Genomic DNA, 18,696 nt, shown 5'->3' with positions numbered 1-18,696 from the left:
ACCGCATCGGATTGTCCCGAAAAAGTGGCCCCACTTTTCGGTCCGATGCCACAGCCGACCCGAACGCGAGGGCGCCATGGCCGTAGTTGCCGCCGAAGCCCGAACCGTCCACAGCCTGCAACACAACTGGCTGGTGCGTCTGTTCGATTACAAGCCGTTCCTGATCTTCCTGTGCCTGCTGCCGGCGGCGGGCTTCCTGCTGGTCTTCCTCAGCTATCCGCTGGGCTTAGGCATCTGGCTCGCCTTCACCGACACGCGCATCGGCCGTGTCGGGCATTTCATCGGCTTCGAGAATTTCGAGTCGCTCTGGTACGACCGGGTGTTCATCACCTCGGTCTGGAACACGCTGCTCTATACGGGCGTGGCGACTTTCGGGAAATTCGCGCTCGGCCTCTGGCTGGCGCTGCTGCTCAACAACCACCTGCCGTTCAAGTCGCTGCTCCGGGCCATCATCCTGATACCCTGGATCGTGCCGACCGTGCTCTCGGCGATCGCCTTCTGGTGGATCTACGATCCGCAGTTCTCGATCATCTCCTATGTGCTGGTCGACGTGCTCGGCTGGCGCGACACCTATATCGACTTCCTCGGCCAGCCCTGGCCGGCGCGGTTCTCGCTGATGGCCGCCAATATCTGGCGCGGCATTCCCTTCGTCGCGATCAGCCTGCTGGCCGGCCTGCAGACGATCTCGCCCTCGCTCTACGAGGCGGCGATGCTGGACGGCGCCAATTCCTGGCAGCGTTTCCGGCATGTCACGCTGCCGATGCTGATGCCGATCCTGGCGGTGGTGCTGACCTTCTCGGTGCTGTTCACCTTCACCGATTTCCAGCTCGTTTACGCGATCACCCGCGGCGGGCCGGTCAACGCCACGCATCTGATGGCGACGCTCGCCTTCCAGCGCGGCATCCCGGGTGGCCAGCTCGGCGAGGGCGCGGCGATCGCGGTGGCGATGATCCCGTTCCTCGTGATGGCGACGCTGTTCAGCTATTTCGGCCTGTCCCGGCGCAAATGGCAGCAGGGGGAAGACAATGACTGACCAGAACCTCGGAGCGCGGCCGCATCTGACGGACAAGGAGCGCGAAGGCGTCATCGACTGGTCGTCCGGCCCGCGGCGCTTCATCACGCTCTACCTGCCGCTGTCGCTGTTCCTGCTCGTGCTGCTGTTCCCGTTCTACTGGATGGCGATTACGGCGATCAAACCGAATGCCGAACTGCTCGACTACAAGAACAACAACCCGTTCTGGGTGAAGTCGCCGACGCTGGAGAACATCAACAGGCTGCTGTTCCAGACCGATTATCCGCAATGGCTCTGGACCACGATGATGGTTGCGGCGGTGGCCACCGCGCTGTCGCTGTTTTCCAGCGTGCTCGCGGCCTATGCGATCCAGCGCCTGCGGTTCAGGGGTTCGCAATATGTCGGCCTGGCGATCTATCTCGCCTATCTCGTGCCGCCCTCGATCCTGTTCATCCCGCTGGCGACGCTGATCTTCCAGTTCGGCCTGTTCGACTCGCCGCTGGCGCTTATCCTGACCTATCCGACCTTCCTCATCCCGTTCTGCACCTGGCTCCTGATCGGCTATTTCAAGTCGATCCCCTACGAGCTCGAGGAATGCGCGATGATCGACGGGGCGACGCGGTTGCAGACGCTGTGGCGGATCACCCTGCCGCTCGCCATGCCCGGCTTGATCTCGGCCGGCATCTTCGCCTTCACCCTGTCCTGGAACGAGTTCATCTATGCGCTCGCCTTCATCCAGTCGGCGGAGAAGAAGACGGTGCCGGTCGCGGTGCTGACCCAGCTCGTCGAGGGCGACGTCTACCACTGGGGTTCGCTGATGGCCGGCGCGCTGCTCGGCTCGATCCCCGTCGCGATCCTCTATTCCTTCTTCGTCGACTATTACGTGGCGTCGATGACGGGCGCGGTGAAGGAATAGGCGGCGAGCCCATTCCATCCGCGTGCCGTCATCCCGGCGGCAGTGAAACGGAGTGCCGAGATCCATCGTAGAGTTCCGGAGCCCTACGATGGATCCCGGATCGGCGCGGCTTCGCCGCTTGTCCGGGATGACGGAAACTGACAGGGCCCTCATCGATGCCAATTTCTTCCATCGCCTTCATCGGGCTCGGCGCGATGGGCGCGCCGATGGCCGAGAACCTCGTCAAGAAGCAGTTCCGCGTGACCGGCTTCGACATGCGCGAAGCGGCGCGTGATGCGCTCGTCTCAGCCGGCGGGCATGCTGCGGCGAGCGCGAAGGAAGCCGCCGAAGGCGCCGAGGCACTAGTGCTGATGGTCGTCAATGCGGCACAAGCACGTTCGGTGCTGTTCGAGGCCGGGGCGCTGGACGCTCTGGCGCCGGGTGCGACCGTGATCCTGATGGCGACCTGCCCGCCGGGCGAGGCCGAGGCTATCGCGGCCGAGGTCACGAAGACAGGACGGCATTTCATCGACGCGCCGGTCTCGGGTGGCGTCAACGGCGCGCGCAACGCGACGCTGACGATCATGGTCGGGGCGCCGACCGATAGCTTCGCCAGGGCGAAGCCTGTGCTCGATGCGCTCGGCGACAAGGTCTTCCATGTCGGCGAGAAGGCCGGGCAGGGCGCGACGGTGAAGACCGTCAACCAGCTCCTGGCCGGGGTGCATATCGCGGTCGCGGCCGAAGCCCTGTCGCTGGCCGAGAAGGCCGGGATCGATGGGCGCCTGCTCTTCGAGATCATGGGTGGTTCGGCCGCCTCGTCCTGGATGCTCAGGGATCGCGGGCCGCGCATGCACGAGCCCGATCCGGTCGTGGCGAGCGCCGTCGACATCTTCGTGAAGGACCTGGGCATCGTGCTCGATGCCGGGCGTGCCGCGAAGACGGCTTTGCCGCTGGCGGCGGCGGCGCACCAGATGTTCCTGTCGGCGTCCGGCCTCGGCCATGGCGGGCGCGACGATTCGCAGGTGGTGCGGGCCTATCGCGCGCTCAACGCGAAGCCCCCGAACGATGCCTGAGGAGGGCTCAGCGCGGCGGCGGGCAGGTCGTTCCGCGCACGATCAGCGCCGGCGTCAGCAGCAGGCGCTGCGTCGGGGCGGCGGGGTCGGCGATGCGGTTCAGCAGGAACTCGGCCGATTTGGCGCCCATGTCGTTCTGGAAGTTGAAGATCGTGGTGAGCGCCGGGAACCACTGCGCCGCCTCCTTCACGTCGTCGCAGCCGACGATGGAGAAATCGCGACCGGCCTCCAGCCCGCGATGGCGCAGGCCGAGCATGGCGCCGAAGGCGGCGAGATCGTTCATGCAGGTTGCGGCGGTCGGCGGATCATGGGCGTCGAGCACCTTCTGGATGCCCTTCAGCCCGTTCTCGCGGGTGCCATAGTCGACATGCACCAGGGCCGGGTCGAAGGGCAGGCCATGGCGGGCAAGCGCGTCGCGATAGCCGGCATAGCGGTTGCGGCCGGTCGAGATGTTCTCGTTGGCGCAGAGGAAGGCGATGCGGCGATGGCCGAGCGCGATCAAATGCTCCACCGCCAGATTGGCGCCGTGCCGGTCGTCGGCGCCGACGAAATCGAGGTCGAGCTCGGGGATTTCGCGCGAGAGCTGGACGATCGGGACGCCGGCATCGATCAGGGGGCTGAGGCTCTCCGCCGTGCTGCCGCCGGCCGAGCACAGGACCATGCCGTCCGGCCGGTATTCGGCGAGGGTGCCCAGAACGCGCCGCTGACGGTCCAGGTTTTCGGCATAGGTGCCGAGCAGGATCGAGCGGTCGTAGCGGCCGGCGGTTTCCTCTATCGCCGCGAGCAATTCGGCGAAATAGGGATTGGTGATGTCGTGGAAGCCGACGCCGATGATGTTGGTGCGGTCGGTGCGGAGCGAGGCGGCGCTGCGGTTGTAGCTGTAGCCCATCTCGCGGGCGATCTCGCGCACGCGGTTGCGCGTCGCTTCGGCGACGAGCTGCGAGCCGCGCAGGGCCAGCGACACCGTCGCGGTCGACACGGAGAGACGCTCGGCAATGACCTGGAGCGTGACGCGGCTGCGGCCGGCTGGCGGCGGGCTGATGGTCTGGCGGGGCCCGGGCGGGTCGCTGGCGGTCATGACTCGTCCACACTGAGCGCGGGCCTCAAGGCCGGCTTCCGGTCCGGCCATTTCGCCGACTTCCGGCTCCATCTCAACCATATCAGCGGGAGAATTTGAAGATGACTGCAACCAAAGAGTCCGTGGGCTTCATCGGCGTCGGCCTGATGGGGCAGGGTATGGCCCGCAATCTCCTCGACAAGGGCTTCCCACTGACCGTGATGGGGCATCGCAACCGCAAGCCGGTCGAGGAGCTGGTCGCGGCCGGCGCGATGGAAGCCAAGACGCCGAAGGAGCTGGCGGCGCGCTCCGGGATCATCTTCCTGTGCGTGACCGGCTCGGCCCAGGTCGAAGCCGTGCTGAAAGGCGAGAACGGCATCATGGCCGGGGCGAAGCCGGGCACGGTGGTCGTCGATTGCTCCACTTCGGACCCGACGGTGACGGTGAAGCTTGCCGCGGAGCTGGAGGCGAAGGGCCTGCATCTTGCCGACGCACCGCTGGGCGGCACGCCGGCCCAGGCCGCGCTCGGCCAGCTTTCGGCGATGGTCGGAGCCTCGCCGGAAATCTTCGCCCGGATCAAGCCGGCCTGCGAGGCCTGGGCGCAGAAGATCGTCCATCTCGGCCCTGTCGGCGACGGGCACAAGATGAAGCTGATCAACAACTTCCTGTCGCTCGGCTATGCCGCGATCTATGCGGAGGCGCTCACCCTCGGCCAGAAGATCGGGATCACGCCGCAGGTCTTCGATAGCGTCATCCGCGGCAGCCGCATGGATTGCGGCTTCTACCAGACCTTCATGACATACGTGCTGGAGCGCGATCGCGACGCCCACAAGTTCACGCTCAGCAATGCGCTGAAGGACGTGCGCTATCTGGAGAGCGTCGCCAACGAGGCCGGCGTCGCCAACCCGATCGGCAATGCCGTGAAGAACAGCTATGCGGCTGCCGTCGCCAGCGGCAAGGGCGAGGATTACGTGCCGATGCTGTCGGACTGGATCGCGGGCCTGAACGGCACGTCGCTCGCCAAAAAGGCCTGATCAGCTTCGTTCGGGCTGCGCAAGCAACCGAGACAGGCCATCGGAGAGCCCGATACTGGCGACCGGCGCGGGGAGGGCGAGGTCGCCCTCCTGCGGCTTGGGCCGGGGCTGGTCGAGCTCGGCCAGCAGCATCCGGATGCCGGCTTCGGCCGAGCAGATCACGGGCACGTCGACAAGGGGCTGGATGCGCGGCGCCAGCCCTGCCAGCCCGGCGCCGCCGAGGATGACCGCGCCGGCGCCGTCACGCCGGGCGACGCGGCGGCAGGCTTCCGCGAGCATGGCGATGGAACCGTCGGGATCGCGCGCGATATCGGCGCCGGTGGGAGCGACGGTCTCGACCGCGGCAAGACGATCGCCCAGTCCGATCGAGCCGACGAATTCATGCAGCATCGGCCCCCAGCGCTCGCCGCCCGTGACGATGGCGAAGCGCTCGGCCTTTTCCGCGGCATAGCGGCTGCTGGCCTCGGCCATGCCGATCACGGGAATCCGGGCCATTTCCTTGAGGGCGAGCAGGCCGGGATCGCCGAAACAGGCGAGATAGACGCCGTCGCAATCCTGGCCGTGCTCGGCAAAGGCTTCGAGCGCGGCATGGGCGGCGATGACGCCGGAGCTGCGGCTGGCGATGTAATGCGCACCGAAGCGGCCGGTCGCCGGCACGAGCTCGGCCCCTGCCGGCAGATAGGGCTGGACGACGCGGGTCACCAGCGCCGTCATCTCCGGCATCGTGTTGGGATTCAGCAGCAGAATACGCAAGCGAGGCCTCACAGTCCTTGATCCAGCCGCAGCGCCTCGCCGATCGCCCGATCGGGTGATGGCCGGGCAGCGGCTATCAGGAGCGAACGATGTCTCATCGGTTTGAAATCAACAGCAGATTTGCCGTTCGGCTCGCAAGCGGAGGAATGGAGAAACAGTGCTTCCATTCCGGCATGGCCGCCTCGTGTTCGCACTCGACGGCGTTCTCGCATTCCGCCACGCCGACAGCAAGGGCATGATGGCGCCGCCGTCAGGTCGATGTGGGTGCTGCGACCCTTGCATTCGGCGACAGGGAAGGATGTTCTGCGAAGGCGCATTCAAACGCTTCTACTCTGTCGACAAGTTGGATGTTGCGTGCATATCATGCCGCCGTCCGGGGCCGGGTGCTGGCCGGCAGGCACGTTCGAAAGGCGGGAATGACGATGCTGCATTTCAAGAACTTCGCTTTGCTCGAACCCGGTTTCGGTGAGCTCCGACAGGGCTACGAACTCGTCGTCGAGGGCGATATCATCCGCGAACTCTCCGACAAGCCGATCAAGTCCGCCAAGGCCGATGTGATCGATTGCGGCGGCCGCACGCTGATGCCGGGCCTGATCGACAGCCATGTCCATGTCTTCCTCTCCGAGGTCTATATCCGGACGATGGAGAGCATGCCGCTGACGCTGATGACGGCGCGTGCCGTCCGATTGATGAAGGGCATGCTCGACCGCGGCTTCACCAGCGTGCGCGACACCGGCGGCGCCGACTGGGGCATCAAGGAAGCGGTCGAGAAGGGCGACGTCGCGGGCCCGCGCCTGTTCATCGCCGGCGCCGCGATCGGCCCGACCGGCGGCCATAGCGATCCGCGCCGGCGCACCGATTTCGGCGCGCGCTGCCATTGCTGCAACGCCATGGCCTATACGATGAACGTCTCCGACGGCGTCTCCTCGGTGCGCAAATCGGTGCGCGAGCAGATGCGGCTCGGCGCCGACCACATCAAGATCATGATGTCCGGCGGCGTCGCCAGCCCCTACGACCCGCTGGATTCGATGCAGTTCAGCGTCGACGAGGTGAAGGCGGCCGTCGAGGAGGCGAAGGCCTTCGGCCGCTATGTGTGCGCCCATGCCTATACGCCGGAGGCGATCACGCGGGCCGCGCAATGCGGCGTGCGCGCGATCGAACACGGCAACCTGATCGACGACGCCTCCGCCAAACTGATGGCGGAGAACAACATGTTCCTGACCGCCAATCTCGTCGCCTATTACGCGATGAAGGAGCGGGCTTCGGAGTTCGGGATGACCGGCGACATGCTGGCCAAGAACGATCTCGTCATCGATGGCGGCCTGCGTTCCCTGGAAATCTGCAAGCGTGCCGGCGTGCCCGTCGCCTATGGCTCGGACCTGCTCGGCCAGTTGCAGAGCGAGCAGTCGCGGGAGTTCCTGCTGCGCCGCGAGGTGCTCTCGCCGCTGGAGATCATCCGCTCGGCGACGACGGTCGGTGCCCAGATCCTGCGCATGGAGGGCAAGCTCGGCACGGTCCAGACCGGCGCCTTCGCCGACCTGATCCTCGTCGACGGCGACCCGCTGAAGGACCTCGCGCTGTTCCAGGAGCAGGGTAAGCACCTGGCGGCGATCATGAAGGGCGGCGCCTTCCACAAGAACACGCTGCACTGAAAACCTGCCTGCCGGCTGGGCGCGGCATGACGGAAATGCAGGCTTCACTGTTTGTAAGTGGCGTCGCACACTGCCGCTCGAACGAGGGGATGATCTTGGCCTTCAGAGCGGACAACACGCGGCAGGGAACCGGAACGGCCTGCCACAGGGGAACAGCCGGATGAGCGGCCGTTCGCCGCGAATCGGGCGCTATGCGCTGAACGGGGCCGCCGGGCTGTCGCTCGGCTTCATCCTGCTGCCGCTGATCTTCGTGACCTGGCTCGCCTTCTTCCGGCAGGAGATCCCCTCCTTCCCGCCGGAGGGCTACTCGTTGAAATGGTTCGCCGGGGCGGCGAACAACAAGTCCTTCATCGACGGCTTCGTGCTGAGCGTTCAGGTCGCCGTGGCATCGACCCTGATCGGCCTTCTGCTCGGCGTGCCGGCGAGCCTTGCTCTGGTGCGCCACCGCATTCCTCTGGGGGGCGGCATCAGCACGCTCCTGCTGCTGCCCCTGGTGATGCCGGGCATCGTCCTGGGCACTGCGACCTATGTCTTCCAGATCGAGGTCGAGATCGCCACGGAATGGCAGGTTATGGGCTCGCTCGCCGGGCTCGTCGCGGCGCATACGCTCGTCGTCATCCCCTGGGTGGTGCGACTGGTGACGGCGAGCCTCGCCGGCTTCGACCGCTCGATCGAGGAGGCCGCGCAGAATCTGGGCGCCGGCCCGGTCACGACCTTCTGGCGGGTGACGCTGCCGAGCATCCGGCCCGGGATCGTCGCCGCCGCCCTGTTCGGCTTCGTCACCTCGTTCGGCAATCTCGAGATGAGCCTGTTCCTGGTGGGGCCGGGGCGCACGACGCTGCCGATCGCGATCCTCCAGTATCTCGAATGGAAGATCGACCCGACGGTGGCGGCGGCCTCGCTGATCCAGATCGTCCTGATCGGCGTCGCGATGATCGTAACCGATCGCTACGTCAAACTGAGCCGGGTGGTGTGAACGGATGGCAAGTTCCTAACGATGGCACGTCTCTCGATCTCGCATCTGAAGAAGACTTACGGCGCGCTGACGGTCGTCGACGATGTCGACATCACCGTCGCCGACGGCGAATTCCTCGTGCTGCTCGGTCCCTCAGGCTGCGGCAAGACCACGACCTTGCGCATGGTCGCAGGCTTCATCGCACCGAGTTCCGGTGCGATCACGATCGGCGAGCAGGACGTCACCAACCTGCCGCCGTGGAAGCGCCATTGCGGGCTGGTGTTCCAGAGCTACGCATTGTTCCCGCATATGACCGTCGCCCAGAACGTCGCCTTCGGGCTGGAGATGCACAAGGTGCCGCAGGCCGAGCGCGGCCCGCGCGTCGCCGAGGCGCTCAGGCTCGTGCGGCTCGGCGGTTTCGACGAGCGCTATCCGCGCCAGCTTTCCGGTGGCCAGCAGCAGCGCGTCGCGCTCGCCCGCGCGCTGGCGATGGAGCCGCAGGTCCTGCTGCTCGACGAGCCGCTCTCCAATCTCGACGCCAAGCTGCGCCTGGAGGTCCGGATCGAAATCCGCGAATTGCAGCAGAAGCTCGGCCTCACCACGATCATGGTGACCCATGACCAGGAGGAGGCGCTGACGATGGCGGACCGCCTCGTCGTCATGGAAAAGGGGCAGGTGCGCCAGATCGGCACCCAGCGCGAGCTTTACGAGAAGCCGGCCGATCGCTTCGTCGCCGGTTTCATCGGGCGCAGCGCCTTCATCGAGGGGCAGGTCACGGGGCAAGGCCGTTTCCGCACAGGCGGCGGGCTCGATATCGCCTGCGCCGCCGCTGCGGGTTCGGGGCCGGCGACGCTGGCGCTGCGGCCGGAGCGGATCGCGGTCGGGGCTGAGGCGGATGGCTTGCCGAACCGCTTCGAGGTCCGGATCGAGCATGCCTCCTATCTCGGTGCGCTGCTCGACGTGCAGGTCGCGCTCAACGAGCAGGACCGCATGCTCCTGCAGATTCCGAACAAGGTCGGGCTGGCCGAGCCGCATGTCGGCGAAACCATCACGATAGGCTGGGCCGAAAGCGCCGGGCTCGTCTATCCGCAAGGGGCTTGAACGCTCCCAATCGGCGTCCAGAAACGAGGGGAATACCATGGCTTCATTCGACAGGCGGGACCTTCTGAAAGGTGCAGGGGCGGCTGCGCTCGCCACCGCGACCGGCATGCCGGCCTTCGCGCAATCGGGCGGGCGCGTCGTCGTCGGCACCTGGGGCGGCGACTATGCGCGGCTTCTGACCAAGAATATCGAGGACCCGATCCTCAAGCCCAAGGGGCTCGAGGTCGTGCAGGACCAGGCGGGCGACGCCCCGCGCCGGGCCAAGATGGTGGCGGAGAAGCGCCTGCCGCGCGGAACGGTCGATATCCAGGGCCTGTCCGCCGCCAACATGTTCGAAATGAACGAGGCCGGCGTGCTCGAGCAAATCGACTATTCCAAGCTGCCGAACGCCAAGAACCTGCTGCCGACGATGAAATACCCCTATGGCATGGGGCACATCTATTCCGGCAACGTCGTCATCTACAATCCCAAGATCATCTCGCCGGCGCCGAAGGGCTTCAAGGACTGGCTCGACCCAAAATGGGGCTCGAAGATCGGCTTCATCGACATCCAGTACCAGTCGATCTTCATCGCGGCATCGATGGCGGCGACCGACGGCAAGGACATGAACGACCTAGAGAAGGCCAAGGAGGTCCTGCTCGCCGTCAAGAAGGCCGGCGCGCGCGTCTACCCGACCAACGAAGCCTTCGCCCAGGCGATGAAGAACGAGGAAGTCGGGATCAGCGCGATCTGGAAGGCGCGCGTCGTGCAGTGGCAGAATGCCGGCATCCCCTGCGAAGCGGTCTCGCCGATCGAGGGCATCCCGACCTATGTCTCGGGCTTCGTGATCCAGAAGAACGCGCCGAACAAGGAAAACGCCTACGCCTATATGGACGCGATGCTGGCCAAGGCGCCGCAGGAGGCCTTCGCCGTCGACATGGGCTATAACGGCACGGTCACCGGCCTCAATGTCGATCCGGCGCTGCACAAGCGCATCGGTTTCACGCCCGAGGAGGAGAAGACCCTCAGGGATCTCGACTACGCCTTCCTCGCCAAGAACGATTCGGCGATGAAGGAATGGTGGGACAAGGTCTTCAAGGGCTGACATGGCTCGTCCGTTCTACTATCGCGGCCGTCTGACGCGGCTTTCTGCGCTTCCGGTGCTCACGGACCAATGTCCGCTGCGCTCCGGTTCTCGAAAGCCGCGCCATTCGGCTCGCGCTAGCGAACGGCCGAACCATGCCATGGGCGCCTTCACGGGGAGTGGTTCATGAGCGCCGCTCCCGAAGCCGTCGCGGGCGCCCGGACCAGGCTCGCCGGCCTGCTCGTCATGCCGGCGACGCTCTTCGTCGCCCTCATGCTGATCGGGCCGCTGGCGATCCTGTTCCGCTATTCGCTCAACAAGTTCGTGCCCGGCCAGTTCATGGTCGATGGGCTGGTGATCGAGAACTACGTCAAGTTCTTCACCGACGCCTATTATCTCAACGTGCTCGTCCGCACGGTCCGCGTCGCGGTGATCTGCACGCTGGCCTGCTTGATCATGGGCTTTCCGCTGGCCTATGTGCTGGCGCGCACGCAGAGCCGCTTCAAGAACCTGATGGTGATCGCCGTCGTGCTGCCGCTCTTCGTCGGCAACGCCGTGCGTGCCGCCGGCTGGATGACGCTCTTCGGCAGCAAGGGGGCGCTCAACGCAACGTTGATGGGCCTCGGGCTGATCGATCAGCCCTTGGAGATCATGTATACCGAGAATGCCGTGCTGATCGGCATCATCGCGGTCAACCTGCCCTTCATGGTGCTGACGCTGCAGAGCGTGATCGAGGGCATTCCGCGCAATGTCGAGGAAGCCGCCTTCAGCCTCGGCGCCGGCCCCGCGGCGATGTTCCGCCGCGTGCTCTGGCCGCTGGCGCTGCCCGGCATCCTCGCCGGCACGATCCTGACCTTCATCCTGGCGATGAACGCCTATGCCACGCCGGTGCTGCTGGGCGGGCCGAAATTCCAGATGATGGGGCCGCTGGTCTATGGCCAGTTCGCGCAGCAGAACAACTGGCCCTTCGGCGGCGCGATCTCGTTCATCCTGATGACCGCGACGATCCTGCTGACCATGATCGCCCATCTCACCGTGCAGCGGCGCTATCGCTGAGACCGCCAAGCGAAACCGCCCTCGGCCTGTGGCCGGAGGCGGTTTTACGTTTGCTTCACTCGGCGGCCTGCAAGACCGGCGCCTCGATATCGTGCCGGGCGAGCGGACGGTTGCCTGCGAGCTTCCGCATCAGCACGTAGAACACCGGCGTCAGGAAAATGCCGAAGGCGGTGACGCCGATCATGCCGGAGAAGACCGCGATGCCCATGGCCTGCCGCATCTCGGCGCCGGCCCCGGTCGAGATCACCAGCGGCACCACGCCCATGACGAAGGCGAGCGAGGTCATCAGGATCGGACGCAGGCGCAGACGGCTGGCCTCGATCGCGGCCTGGACCGGCGTCCTGCCCTCGAATTCGAGCTCCCTCGCGAATTCGACGATCAGGATGGCGTTCTTGGCGGATAGTCCGACGAGAACCACGAGGCCGATCTGGGTGAAGACGTTGTTGTCTCCGCCCGAGAGCCAGACGCCGGTCAGCGCCGCGAGCAGACCCATCGGGATGATCAGCAGGATCGCGATCGGCAGGGTCATGCTCTCGTACTGGGCCGCCAGCACCAGGAAGACCAGCAGGATCGCGACCGGGAAGACAATCACCGCCGAGTTGCCGGCCAGGATCTCCTGATAGGTCAGTTCGGTCCATTCGAAGGCGAAGCCCTTGGGCAGCGTCTCCTTCGCGATGCGCTCCACCGCCTCCTGCGCCTGACCCGACGAGAAGCCCGGTGCCGCGCCGGCATTGATGTCGGCCGAGAGGAAGCCGTTATAGCGCATAGCGCGTTCGGGGCCGGAATCCGTGCGCACGTTGAGCACCGCGCTGAGCGGGATCATTTCGCCGTTGTTCGAGCGCACCTTGAGCTGGCCGATATGCTCGGGCTGGGCGCGGAAGGGCGCATCGGCCTGGACGCGCACGGTGTAAGTGCGGCCGAAGCGGTTGAAGTCGTTGACATAGGTCGAGCCGAGATAGGTCTGCAGCGTGTCGAAGACCTCCGTCACGGGCACGCCGAGCTGGCGGGCCTTGGTGCGGTCGATATCGGCATAGAGCTGCGGAACGTTGACCTGGAAGCTCGAGAACATGCCGGCGATCTCCGGCGCGGTCGCGGCCTTGCCCATGAAGGCCTTGGTCGCCTCGTCGAGCGCGGCATAGCCCAGGCCGGCGCGATCCTCGATCTGCAGCTTGAAGCCGCCGATCGTGCCGAGGCCCTGGACGGGCGGCGGCGGGAACATCGCGATAAAGGCCTCCTTGATGCCTGAGAATTCCTTGTTGAGCTGCATCGCGATGGCGTTGCCGCTCAAGGACGGGTCCTTGCGGTCATGGAAGGGCTTCAGGCCGACGAAGACGATGCCGGAGTTGGACGAGTTGGTGAAACCGTTGATCGAGAGGCCGGGGAAGGAGATCGCATTCTCGACGCCTGGGTGCTTCAGCGCGATCTCGTCCATGCGGCGGATGACATCCTCCGTCCGGTCGAGGGTCGCGGCATCCGGCAACTGGGCGAAGCCGACGAGATACTGCTTGTCCTGGCCCGGCACGAAGCCCGACGGCACCGCCTTGAACAGCACGCCGGTCGCGCCGAGCATGATGACATAGACCGCGAGCATCACGGCGCGATGCGAGATCACCCGGCGCACGCCGCCGCCATAGGCCTCGGACGAGCGGTTGAAGAATCGGTTGAAGGCGCGGAAGAACCAGCCGAACAGCCTGTCCATGACCCGGGTCAGCGCGTCCTTCGGGGCATGGTGGCCCTTGAGCAGGAGCGCGGCCAGCGCCGGCGAGAGCGTCAGCGAGTTGATCGCGGAGATCACCGTCGAGATCGCGATGGTCAGCGCGAACTGGCGGTAGAACTGGCCGGTCAGGCCCGAGATGAAGGCGAGAGGCACGAAGACCGCGACCAGCACCAGCGCGATCGCGATGATCGGGCCGGAGACCTCGCGCATCGCCTTGTAGGTCGCTTCGCGCGGCGAGAGCCCGTTCTCGATGTTGCGCTCGACATTCTCGACCACGACGATCGCGTCGTCGACGACGATGCCGATGGCGAGAACCAGCCCGAACAGGCTGAGCGCATTGATCGAGAAGCCGAGGAGGTACATCACCGCGAAGGTGCCGACGACCGAGATCGGCACCGCGACGAGCGGGATGATCGAGGCGCGCCAGGTCTGCAGGAAGACGATGACGACGAGCACGACGAGCGCGACCGCCTCCAGCAGCGTCGAGATCACCGCCTTGATCGAGGCGCGGACGAACTGGGTGGTGTCGTAGACGATCGAGTAGTCCACGCCCTCGGGCATGTTCTGCTTGATCTCGCGCATCGTCTCCTGGACGCGGTCGGCGATCGCGATGGCGTTCGAGCCCGGCGCCTGGAAGACCGGCACGGCGACGGCCGATTTGCCGTTGAGCAGCGAGCGCAGGGCATAATCCGCGGCGCCGAGCTCGATGCGGGAGATGTCCTTCAGCCGGACGACAGCGCCGTCGGCGGCGGTCTTGACGATGATCTCGCCGAACTGCTCCTCGTTCTGGAGGCGGCCCTGCGCGTTGACCGAAAGCTGGAGGTCGAGGCCCGGCGCATTGGGCGAGGCGCCGATGACGCCGGCCGCGGCCTGAACGTTCTGGGCGCGGATCTCGCGCACGACATCGCCGGGCGAGAGCCCGTGCTCGGCAACCTTCTGCGGGTCGAGCCAGACGCGCATCGAATAGTCGCCCGAGCCGAAGAGCTGTACCTGTCCGACCCCGTCGATGCGGGCGAGCCGGTCCTTGACGTTGAGCACCGCGTAATTGCGCAGATAGGTCATGTCGTAGCGGCCGTTCGGCGAGGTGATGTGCACCACCATCGTCAGGTCGGGCGAGCTCTTGACCGTGGTGACGCCGAGCCGACGCACCTCCTCGGGCAGGCGCGGCTCCGCCTGGCTGACGCGGTTCTGGACGAGCTGCTGGGCCTTGTCCGGATCGGTGCCCAGGCGGAAGGTGACGTTCAGCGTCATCACGCCGTCGGTCGTCGCCTGGCTCGACATGTAGAGCATGCCCTCGACGCCGTTGATCTGCTCCTCGATCGGCGTCGCCACCGTCTCGGCGATCACGCGCGGGCTGGCGCCGGGATATTGCGCCCGCACGACGACCGTCGGCGGAACGACTTCGGGATATTCCGAAATCGGCAGGGCCCTGATCGAGAGCAGCCCTGCCAGGAAGATCAGGACGGAGAGGACCGCCGCGAAGATCGGCCGGTCGATGAAGAATTTCGAGAGGTTCATGGATAGCGCCCCTTCGGAGCGGATAGGTCATTGGACAAAACGCCGTCATGCTCGGGCTTGACCCGAGCATCTCGTGCCGGAGGAAGCTCCTTCAGCCTCATCCTGCCTGAGTTTCTCGGGTCTGCGCTCCGCTTCGCCCGAGAATGACGGCGGTGATTTTCAGCGTTGCGCGAGCTCTGTCGCGGGCTTCCTGAGTTCGCTCTTCTGCGCCATCGGCACCGGCTCGGGCGCGACGGTCGCGCCGGGCCGCACGCGCTGGAGGCCGTTGACGACGATGCGCTCGCCCGGCTTCAGGCCCGCATTGACGACGCGCAGGCCGTCATGGGCGGCGCCGAGCGAGACCTCGCGCCACGACGCCTTGGCATCGTCGCCGACGACAAAGACGAACTTCTTGTTCTGGTCGGTGCCGACGGCGCGCTCGTTGATGACGAGCTGCTGCTCGGCTTTGGCTTGGCCGAGCTGGACCCGGACGAACTGGCCGGGCATCAGCTTGCCGTCGGGGTTGTCGAGCCGGGCGCGCACCCTGACCGTGCCGCTGGCGCCGTCGATGCCGTTATCGACGAAGTGCAGCTTGCCGCTGAACTGCGTGGCCTGCGCCGTTGCGGTGGTGAGCCTGACCGGGATCTGCTCCAGCGCGCGCGAACCGTCCGGCAGCGAGGCCAGCGCATCGAGCACGCTGCGCTCGTCGGCGTTGAAGGCGGCATAGATCGGATCGACCGAGAGCAGCGAGGTCAGGACCTGGCCACCCGCCGCGATCAGGTTGCCGACGGTGACGTCGAGCCGGCCGATGCGGCCGCTGATCGGCGCGCGGATCTGGGTGTAGTCGAGATTGAGCTGCGCCGTGCGGCGGGCGGCCTCGGCGACCTGGAGGTTCGCCTGCGCCTCCCGCAGGTTGTTGATGCGGGTGTCGATATCGCGCTGGGAGAGGTTGCGGGTCGCCAGCAATTGCTGGCCGCGCTCGTTCTCGCTTTCGGCCAGCGCGACCCTTGCCTTCGCGCCCTGCACCTGCGCCTCGGCCCGCTGGAGATCGGCGAGATAGGGCGCCTGGTCGATGCTGACGAGCAGGTCGCCCTGCTTCACGAGATTGCCCTCGCGGAAATGCACGGCTTCGACGACGCCGGCGACGCGCGAGCGCAGTTCGACGCGCTCGATCGCCTCCAGCCGGCCCGAGAATTCGGCCCAGGGCACGATCTGGCGGGCTTCCACGGTCGCGACGGAGACCGGGATGGCGGGCGGGGCCGCAGGGGCGGTATCGCCCTGAGCGCGGGTGCCGGAGAGGGTGAAGACCGCGACGGCGCTCAGTGCGACGGAGGCGGTGAGGCCGGCCAAAAGGCCGCGACGGTTCGTTCCCTGAAACATGGGGTCGGTCCTTGCTTGAAAATGCTGCGAAATGTTCGAAAGAGGGGAGCGCTAGGAGGGCGCGGTCCGTTCGTAGAAGGCGGCGATCTCGCCGCAGCTCTTGCAGAGACAGGAGCCTTCCTCGGCCGCGTCCGCATAGGCCTGCGGCCAGCGCGTCGGCGCGCTGAACTCGACATGGCGGACGGCGATGTCGGCCTGGCCGAGGCGATCAGCGTATTGCGCGGCTTCGTCGCGCATCGGGTCGTCCTGCCCGCTGATGAGAAGGGCCGGCGGCAGGCCGGCGAGGCGCGTCGCCTGGAGCGGGGCGGCGTAGGGATGGGCCGCGCGCTCGGGCGTGCCGAGATAATCGGCCCAGCCATCGGCCCAGCGGCAACCGACCGGGCCCGCCTGCACGTCACGCAGCGAGGCGGTGCCGAGGCAAGCATCGAGCATCGGCGAGAACAGGATCTGGCCGGCGAGCGCCGGGCCGCCGCGATCGCGCGCCATCATGGCCAGCGCCGCGGCGAGGTTGCCGCCGGCTTCCTCGCCGGCAATGTAGAGCGGTGCGCCGCGCGTCGCCCAGCGATTGCGCCCCCTGGCGAGCGCCTCAAGCGCTGCATAAATGCGCTCCAGCGTCTCGGGGAAACGCTGGACCGGTGCGAGCGGGTAGGAGAGCGAGAACACGACCGCGCCGGCTTCGGTCAGGGCCGTGGCGACGGCCTGCCCCTCGGCCGGCGAGCCGCTGTTGAAGTGGCCGCCATGCAGGTGCAGCACGAGCCCGGCATTGTCCGGAACCTCGGCGGGAACGTAGAGCCGGCCTGTGAAGCTCTCTCCACGGGCGCTCAAGGTTTCCTCCCGCCAGAAGACGGAGAGGACTGGTTGCAGTTTCTGCGCGGCGATCGCGGGCATGGCGCACCCTCGCTGTTGCGGTGCACCACGAGATAGTGAATCGGCATTCTGGAATAAATACGCTATCCGCTCATTCATTGTTCACGTATGGAAACAATCCGAGGGCATATGGACCAGCTTGCCGCGATGCGGGCCTTCGTGCGGGTCGTCGAGACCGGGACCTTCACGCGCGCCGCCGATCTCCTGGACATGCCGAAGCCGACCGTCACCAAGCTGATCCAGCAACTGGAGGGGCATCTGCGCGCCAAGCTGCTGAACCGGACAACGCGGCGCGTGACCGTGACCATGGACGGCGCGGCCTATTACGAGCGGGCGCTGCGCCTGCTCGACGAACTCTCGGAACTCGATGCGAGCCTCACGCTGGCGCAGGCGCGGCCGAGCGGACGGCTGCGTGTCGATTGCAGCTCGTCGCTCGCGGTCTCGGTGATCATCCCGGCTCTGCACGAGTTCCACGCGCGCTATCCTGATATCCAGCTCGACCTCGGCCTGAGCGACCGCCCGGCCGACCTGATCGGCGAGAACCTCGATTGCGCGGTTCGGGCGGGCGAGATCGTTGACCAGAGCCTGATCGCACGGCGGATCGGCGAGATGCAGCTGATCACCTGCGCGACGCCGGACTATCTCGCGCGCTTCGGCACGCCGGTGCATCCGCGCGATATCGAGAACGGGCACCAGATCGTCGCCTATCGGCCTGCGCTCGGCGGGCGGGTGCTCCCAATGGTCTACCAGAACCGCACGGAGACGATCGAAGTCAGCGGGCGCTACACGATCGCGCTCAATGACGGCATGGGCTATCTCGCGGCCGGGCTCGCCAGCCACGGCATCATGCAATTGCCGACCTTCATGGCCCGCGTGCCGATCGCGGATGGGCGGCTGGTGCCGCTCTTGCTGGACTGGTGCGCGGCGCCGAAGCCGCTGCACATCGTCTATCCGCCGAACCGCCATCTCAGCAACAAGGTGCGCGTCTTCGTCGACTGGCTGGCGGAGCTGTTCGCGCGGGACGAGTTCGTCCTGTCGCGCGGCGCCGGCTTCCCGGCCGGCTGCAAGCCGTCGCTCCTGCCGGCGATGCCGGCGCCGAGCCTGCAGAGGGCCGATCAGCTCTCTTCGAGTAGCAGCGCGTAGATGTCCTCGCCGCCCGCAGCGTTGCGGATGCGCTCGCGGATCTCGGCCGGGCGCAGGCGCTTGGCGATGCAGGCCAGCGCGTCGATGCGGCCCTTGCCGCCGTTCACGGGCGTTAGCACGAGGCAGACGAGATCGACCGGCGCGCCGTCGATCGCCTCATAGGCGACGGGCTTCTCCAACCGTGCCAGCAGGCCGAAGGGCTCGGCGAGACCCTCGACCGGCGCATGCGGCATCGCCAGCCCGCCGCCGACACCCGTCGAGCCCAGTGCCTCGCGCCGGGTCAGCGCATCGAGGATCGTGGTTTCGGGCAAGGCGACCTGCTCCGCCGCCTTCTTCGCCAGGGCGCGGAACAGGGCCGTCTTGGTCGCGGCCGAGAGTCTGACGATCGAGCGCGGGCGGATGATGTCGGATGGGATCATGGGTCAGTTTGTGCCGTGGGGC

Annotated in this window: 16 protein-coding genes; 10 read left to right on the top strand and 6 right to left on the bottom strand. The window is 66.5% G+C overall.

The features are described 5' to 3' along the window. Positions 1-76: 76 nt before the first annotated feature. The 3 genes from JHD80_RS10290 (at position 77) to JHD80_RS10280 (ending at position 2,980) form a co-directional block, all read left to right on the top strand. Positions 77-1,033, top strand: coding sequence for a carbohydrate ABC transporter permease (locus JHD80_RS10290; protein ID WP_199086718.1), 957 nt, complete (start codon positions 77-79; stop codon positions 1,031-1,033). Then, complete coding sequence (locus JHD80_RS10285) at positions 1,026-1,928, top strand: carbohydrate ABC transporter permease (RefSeq protein ID WP_199086716.1); 903 nt, start codon at positions 1,026-1,028, stop codon at positions 1,926-1,928. Before JHD80_RS10290 ends, JHD80_RS10285 begins: the two co-directional genes overlap by 8 nt. 155 nt (positions 1,929-2,083) lie before the next feature. After that, on the top strand, positions 2,084-2,980 hold the full coding sequence (locus tag JHD80_RS10280; protein ID WP_199086714.1) for an NAD(P)-dependent oxidoreductase: 897 nt from the start codon (positions 2,084-2,086) through the stop codon (positions 2,978-2,980). Between the two features lie 7 nt (positions 2,981-2,987). Here JHD80_RS10280 and JHD80_RS10275 read toward each other — a convergent pair whose 3' ends face one another. Continuing rightward, complete coding sequence (locus JHD80_RS10275) at positions 2,988-4,058, bottom strand: LacI family DNA-binding transcriptional regulator (protein ID WP_199086713.1); 1,071 nt, start codon at positions 4,056-4,058, stop codon at positions 2,988-2,990. 101 nt (positions 4,059-4,159) lie between these two features. Between JHD80_RS10275 and JHD80_RS10270 the strand changes: the two genes are divergently transcribed. Then, the gene (locus JHD80_RS10270; protein ID WP_199086711.1) at positions 4,160-5,071 is read left to right on the top strand and encodes an NAD(P)-dependent oxidoreductase; all 912 of its coding nucleotides are present in this window, start codon (positions 4,160-4,162) and stop codon (positions 5,069-5,071) included. On the opposite strand, the gene JHD80_RS10265 is transcribed toward JHD80_RS10270, so the two are convergent. Then, a complete protein-coding gene (locus tag JHD80_RS10265) occupies positions 5,072-5,824 on the bottom strand; it encodes an aspartate/glutamate racemase family protein (protein WP_199086709.1) in 753 nt (250 codons plus the stop codon). 416 nt (positions 5,825-6,240) lie between these two features. Between JHD80_RS10265 and JHD80_RS10260 the strand changes: the two genes are divergently transcribed. The 5 genes from JHD80_RS10260 (at position 6,241) to JHD80_RS10240 (ending at position 11,651) form a co-directional block, all read left to right on the top strand. Then, positions 6,241-7,476, top strand: a complete 1,236-nt coding sequence (locus tag JHD80_RS10260; RefSeq protein ID WP_199086707.1) for a metal-dependent hydrolase family protein — start codon at positions 6,241-6,243, stop codon at positions 7,474-7,476. Between the two features lie 160 nt (positions 7,477-7,636). Then, a complete protein-coding gene (locus JHD80_RS10255) occupies positions 7,637-8,452 on the top strand; it encodes an ABC transporter permease (protein ID WP_199086705.1) in 816 nt (271 codons plus the stop codon). A 21-nt stretch (positions 8,453-8,473) separates the two neighbouring features. Next, the gene (locus JHD80_RS10250) at positions 8,474-9,532 is read left to right on the top strand and encodes an ABC transporter ATP-binding protein (protein WP_199086703.1); all 1,059 of its coding nucleotides are present in this window, start codon (positions 8,474-8,476) and stop codon (positions 9,530-9,532) included. A gap of 37 nt (positions 9,533-9,569) precedes the next feature. Continuing rightward, the gene (locus JHD80_RS10245; protein WP_199086754.1) at positions 9,570-10,616 is read left to right on the top strand and encodes an ABC transporter substrate-binding protein; all 1,047 of its coding nucleotides are present in this window, start codon (positions 9,570-9,572) and stop codon (positions 10,614-10,616) included. Positions 10,617-10,781: 165 nt separating this feature from the next. After that, positions 10,782-11,651 carry an ABC transporter permease gene (locus JHD80_RS10240; RefSeq protein ID WP_248311475.1) on the top strand — a complete coding sequence of 290 codons (870 nt, stop codon included), beginning with the start codon at positions 10,782-10,784 and terminating at the stop codon, positions 11,649-11,651. Between the two features lie 55 nt (positions 11,652-11,706). Here JHD80_RS10240 and JHD80_RS10235 read toward each other — a convergent pair whose 3' ends face one another. The 3 genes from JHD80_RS10235 to JHD80_RS10225 form a co-directional block, all read right to left on the bottom strand. After that, on the bottom strand, positions 11,707-14,886 hold the full coding sequence (locus JHD80_RS10235) for an efflux RND transporter permease subunit (protein ID WP_199086702.1): 3,180 nt from the start codon (positions 14,884-14,886) through the stop codon (positions 11,707-11,709). 159 nt (positions 14,887-15,045) lie between these two features. Further along, the gene (locus tag JHD80_RS10230; RefSeq protein ID WP_199086700.1) at positions 15,046-16,245 is read right to left on the bottom strand and encodes an efflux RND transporter periplasmic adaptor subunit; all 1,200 of its coding nucleotides are present in this window, start codon (positions 16,243-16,245) and stop codon (positions 15,046-15,048) included. Between the two features lie 51 nt (positions 16,246-16,296). Next, entirely contained in the window at positions 16,297-17,133 is an 837-nt protein-coding gene (locus tag JHD80_RS10225; protein ID WP_199086698.1) for an alpha/beta hydrolase fold domain-containing protein, read from the bottom strand. 108 nt (positions 17,134-17,241) lie between these two features. Here JHD80_RS10225 and JHD80_RS10220 point away from each other — a divergent pair, with 108 nt between their 5' ends. After that, complete coding sequence (locus tag JHD80_RS10220) at positions 17,242-18,255, top strand: LysR family transcriptional regulator (RefSeq protein WP_199086696.1); 1,014 nt, start codon at positions 17,242-17,244, stop codon at positions 18,253-18,255. On the opposite strand, the gene JHD80_RS10215 is transcribed toward JHD80_RS10220, so the two are convergent. Then, positions 18,228-18,674: a PTS sugar transporter subunit IIA gene (locus JHD80_RS10215; protein ID WP_199086694.1), complete on the bottom strand. Its 447-nt coding sequence runs from the start codon at positions 18,672-18,674 to the stop codon at positions 18,228-18,230. The two genes, JHD80_RS10220 and JHD80_RS10215, sit on opposite strands and share 28 nt — an antisense overlap. Between the last annotated feature and the right edge of the window lie 22 nt (positions 18,675-18,696).

The organism is Allobosea sp. ASV33 (assembly GCF_016428755.1).
Classification (GTDB): Bacteria; Pseudomonadota; Alphaproteobacteria; order Rhizobiales; family Beijerinckiaceae; genus Allobosea.
This window is presented reverse-complemented; position numbering and strand designations above follow the sequence as displayed.

Excerpts from the sequence above, each read along its gene's own strand:
- JHD80_RS10290 (WP_199086718.1), top strand. The coding sequence starts at position 77 with ATGGCCGTAGTTGCCGCCGAAGCCCGAACCGTCCACAGCCTGCAACAC.
- JHD80_RS10285 (WP_199086716.1), top strand. The coding sequence starts at position 1,026 with ATGACTGACCAGAACCTCGGAGCGCGGCCGCATCTGACGGACAAGGAG.
- JHD80_RS10280 (WP_199086714.1), top strand. The coding sequence starts at position 2,084 with ATGCCAATTTCTTCCATCGCCTTCATCGGGCTCGGCGCGATGGGCGCG.
- JHD80_RS10275 (WP_199086713.1), bottom strand. The coding sequence starts at position 4,058 with ATGACCGCCAGCGACCCGCCCGGGCCCCGCCAGACCATCAGCCCGCCG.
- JHD80_RS10270 (WP_199086711.1), top strand. The coding sequence starts at position 4,160 with ATGACTGCAACCAAAGAGTCCGTGGGCTTCATCGGCGTCGGCCTGATG.
- JHD80_RS10260 (WP_199086707.1), top strand. The coding sequence starts at position 6,241 with ATGACGATGCTGCATTTCAAGAACTTCGCTTTGCTCGAACCCGGTTTC.
- JHD80_RS10255 (WP_199086705.1), top strand. The coding sequence starts at position 7,637 with ATGAGCGGCCGTTCGCCGCGAATCGGGCGCTATGCGCTGAACGGGGCC.
- JHD80_RS10250 (WP_199086703.1), top strand. The coding sequence starts at position 8,474 with ATGGCACGTCTCTCGATCTCGCATCTGAAGAAGACTTACGGCGCGCTG.
- JHD80_RS10245 (WP_199086754.1), top strand. The coding sequence starts at position 9,570 with ATGGCTTCATTCGACAGGCGGGACCTTCTGAAAGGTGCAGGGGCGGCT.
- JHD80_RS10240 (WP_248311475.1), top strand. The coding sequence starts at position 10,782 with ATGAGCGCCGCTCCCGAAGCCGTCGCGGGCGCCCGGACCAGGCTCGCC.
- JHD80_RS10235 (WP_199086702.1), bottom strand. The coding sequence starts at position 14,886 with ATGAACCTCTCGAAATTCTTCATCGACCGGCCGATCTTCGCGGCGGTC.
- JHD80_RS10230 (WP_199086700.1), bottom strand. The coding sequence starts at position 16,245 with ATGTTTCAGGGAACGAACCGTCGCGGCCTTTTGGCCGGCCTCACCGCC.
- JHD80_RS10225 (WP_199086698.1), bottom strand. The coding sequence starts at position 17,133 with ATGCCCGCGATCGCCGCGCAGAAACTGCAACCAGTCCTCTCCGTCTTC.
- JHD80_RS10220 (WP_199086696.1), top strand. The coding sequence starts at position 17,242 with ATGGACCAGCTTGCCGCGATGCGGGCCTTCGTGCGGGTCGTCGAGACC.
- JHD80_RS10215 (WP_199086694.1), bottom strand. The coding sequence starts at position 18,674 with ATGATCCCATCCGACATCATCCGCCCGCGCTCGATCGTCAGACTCTCG.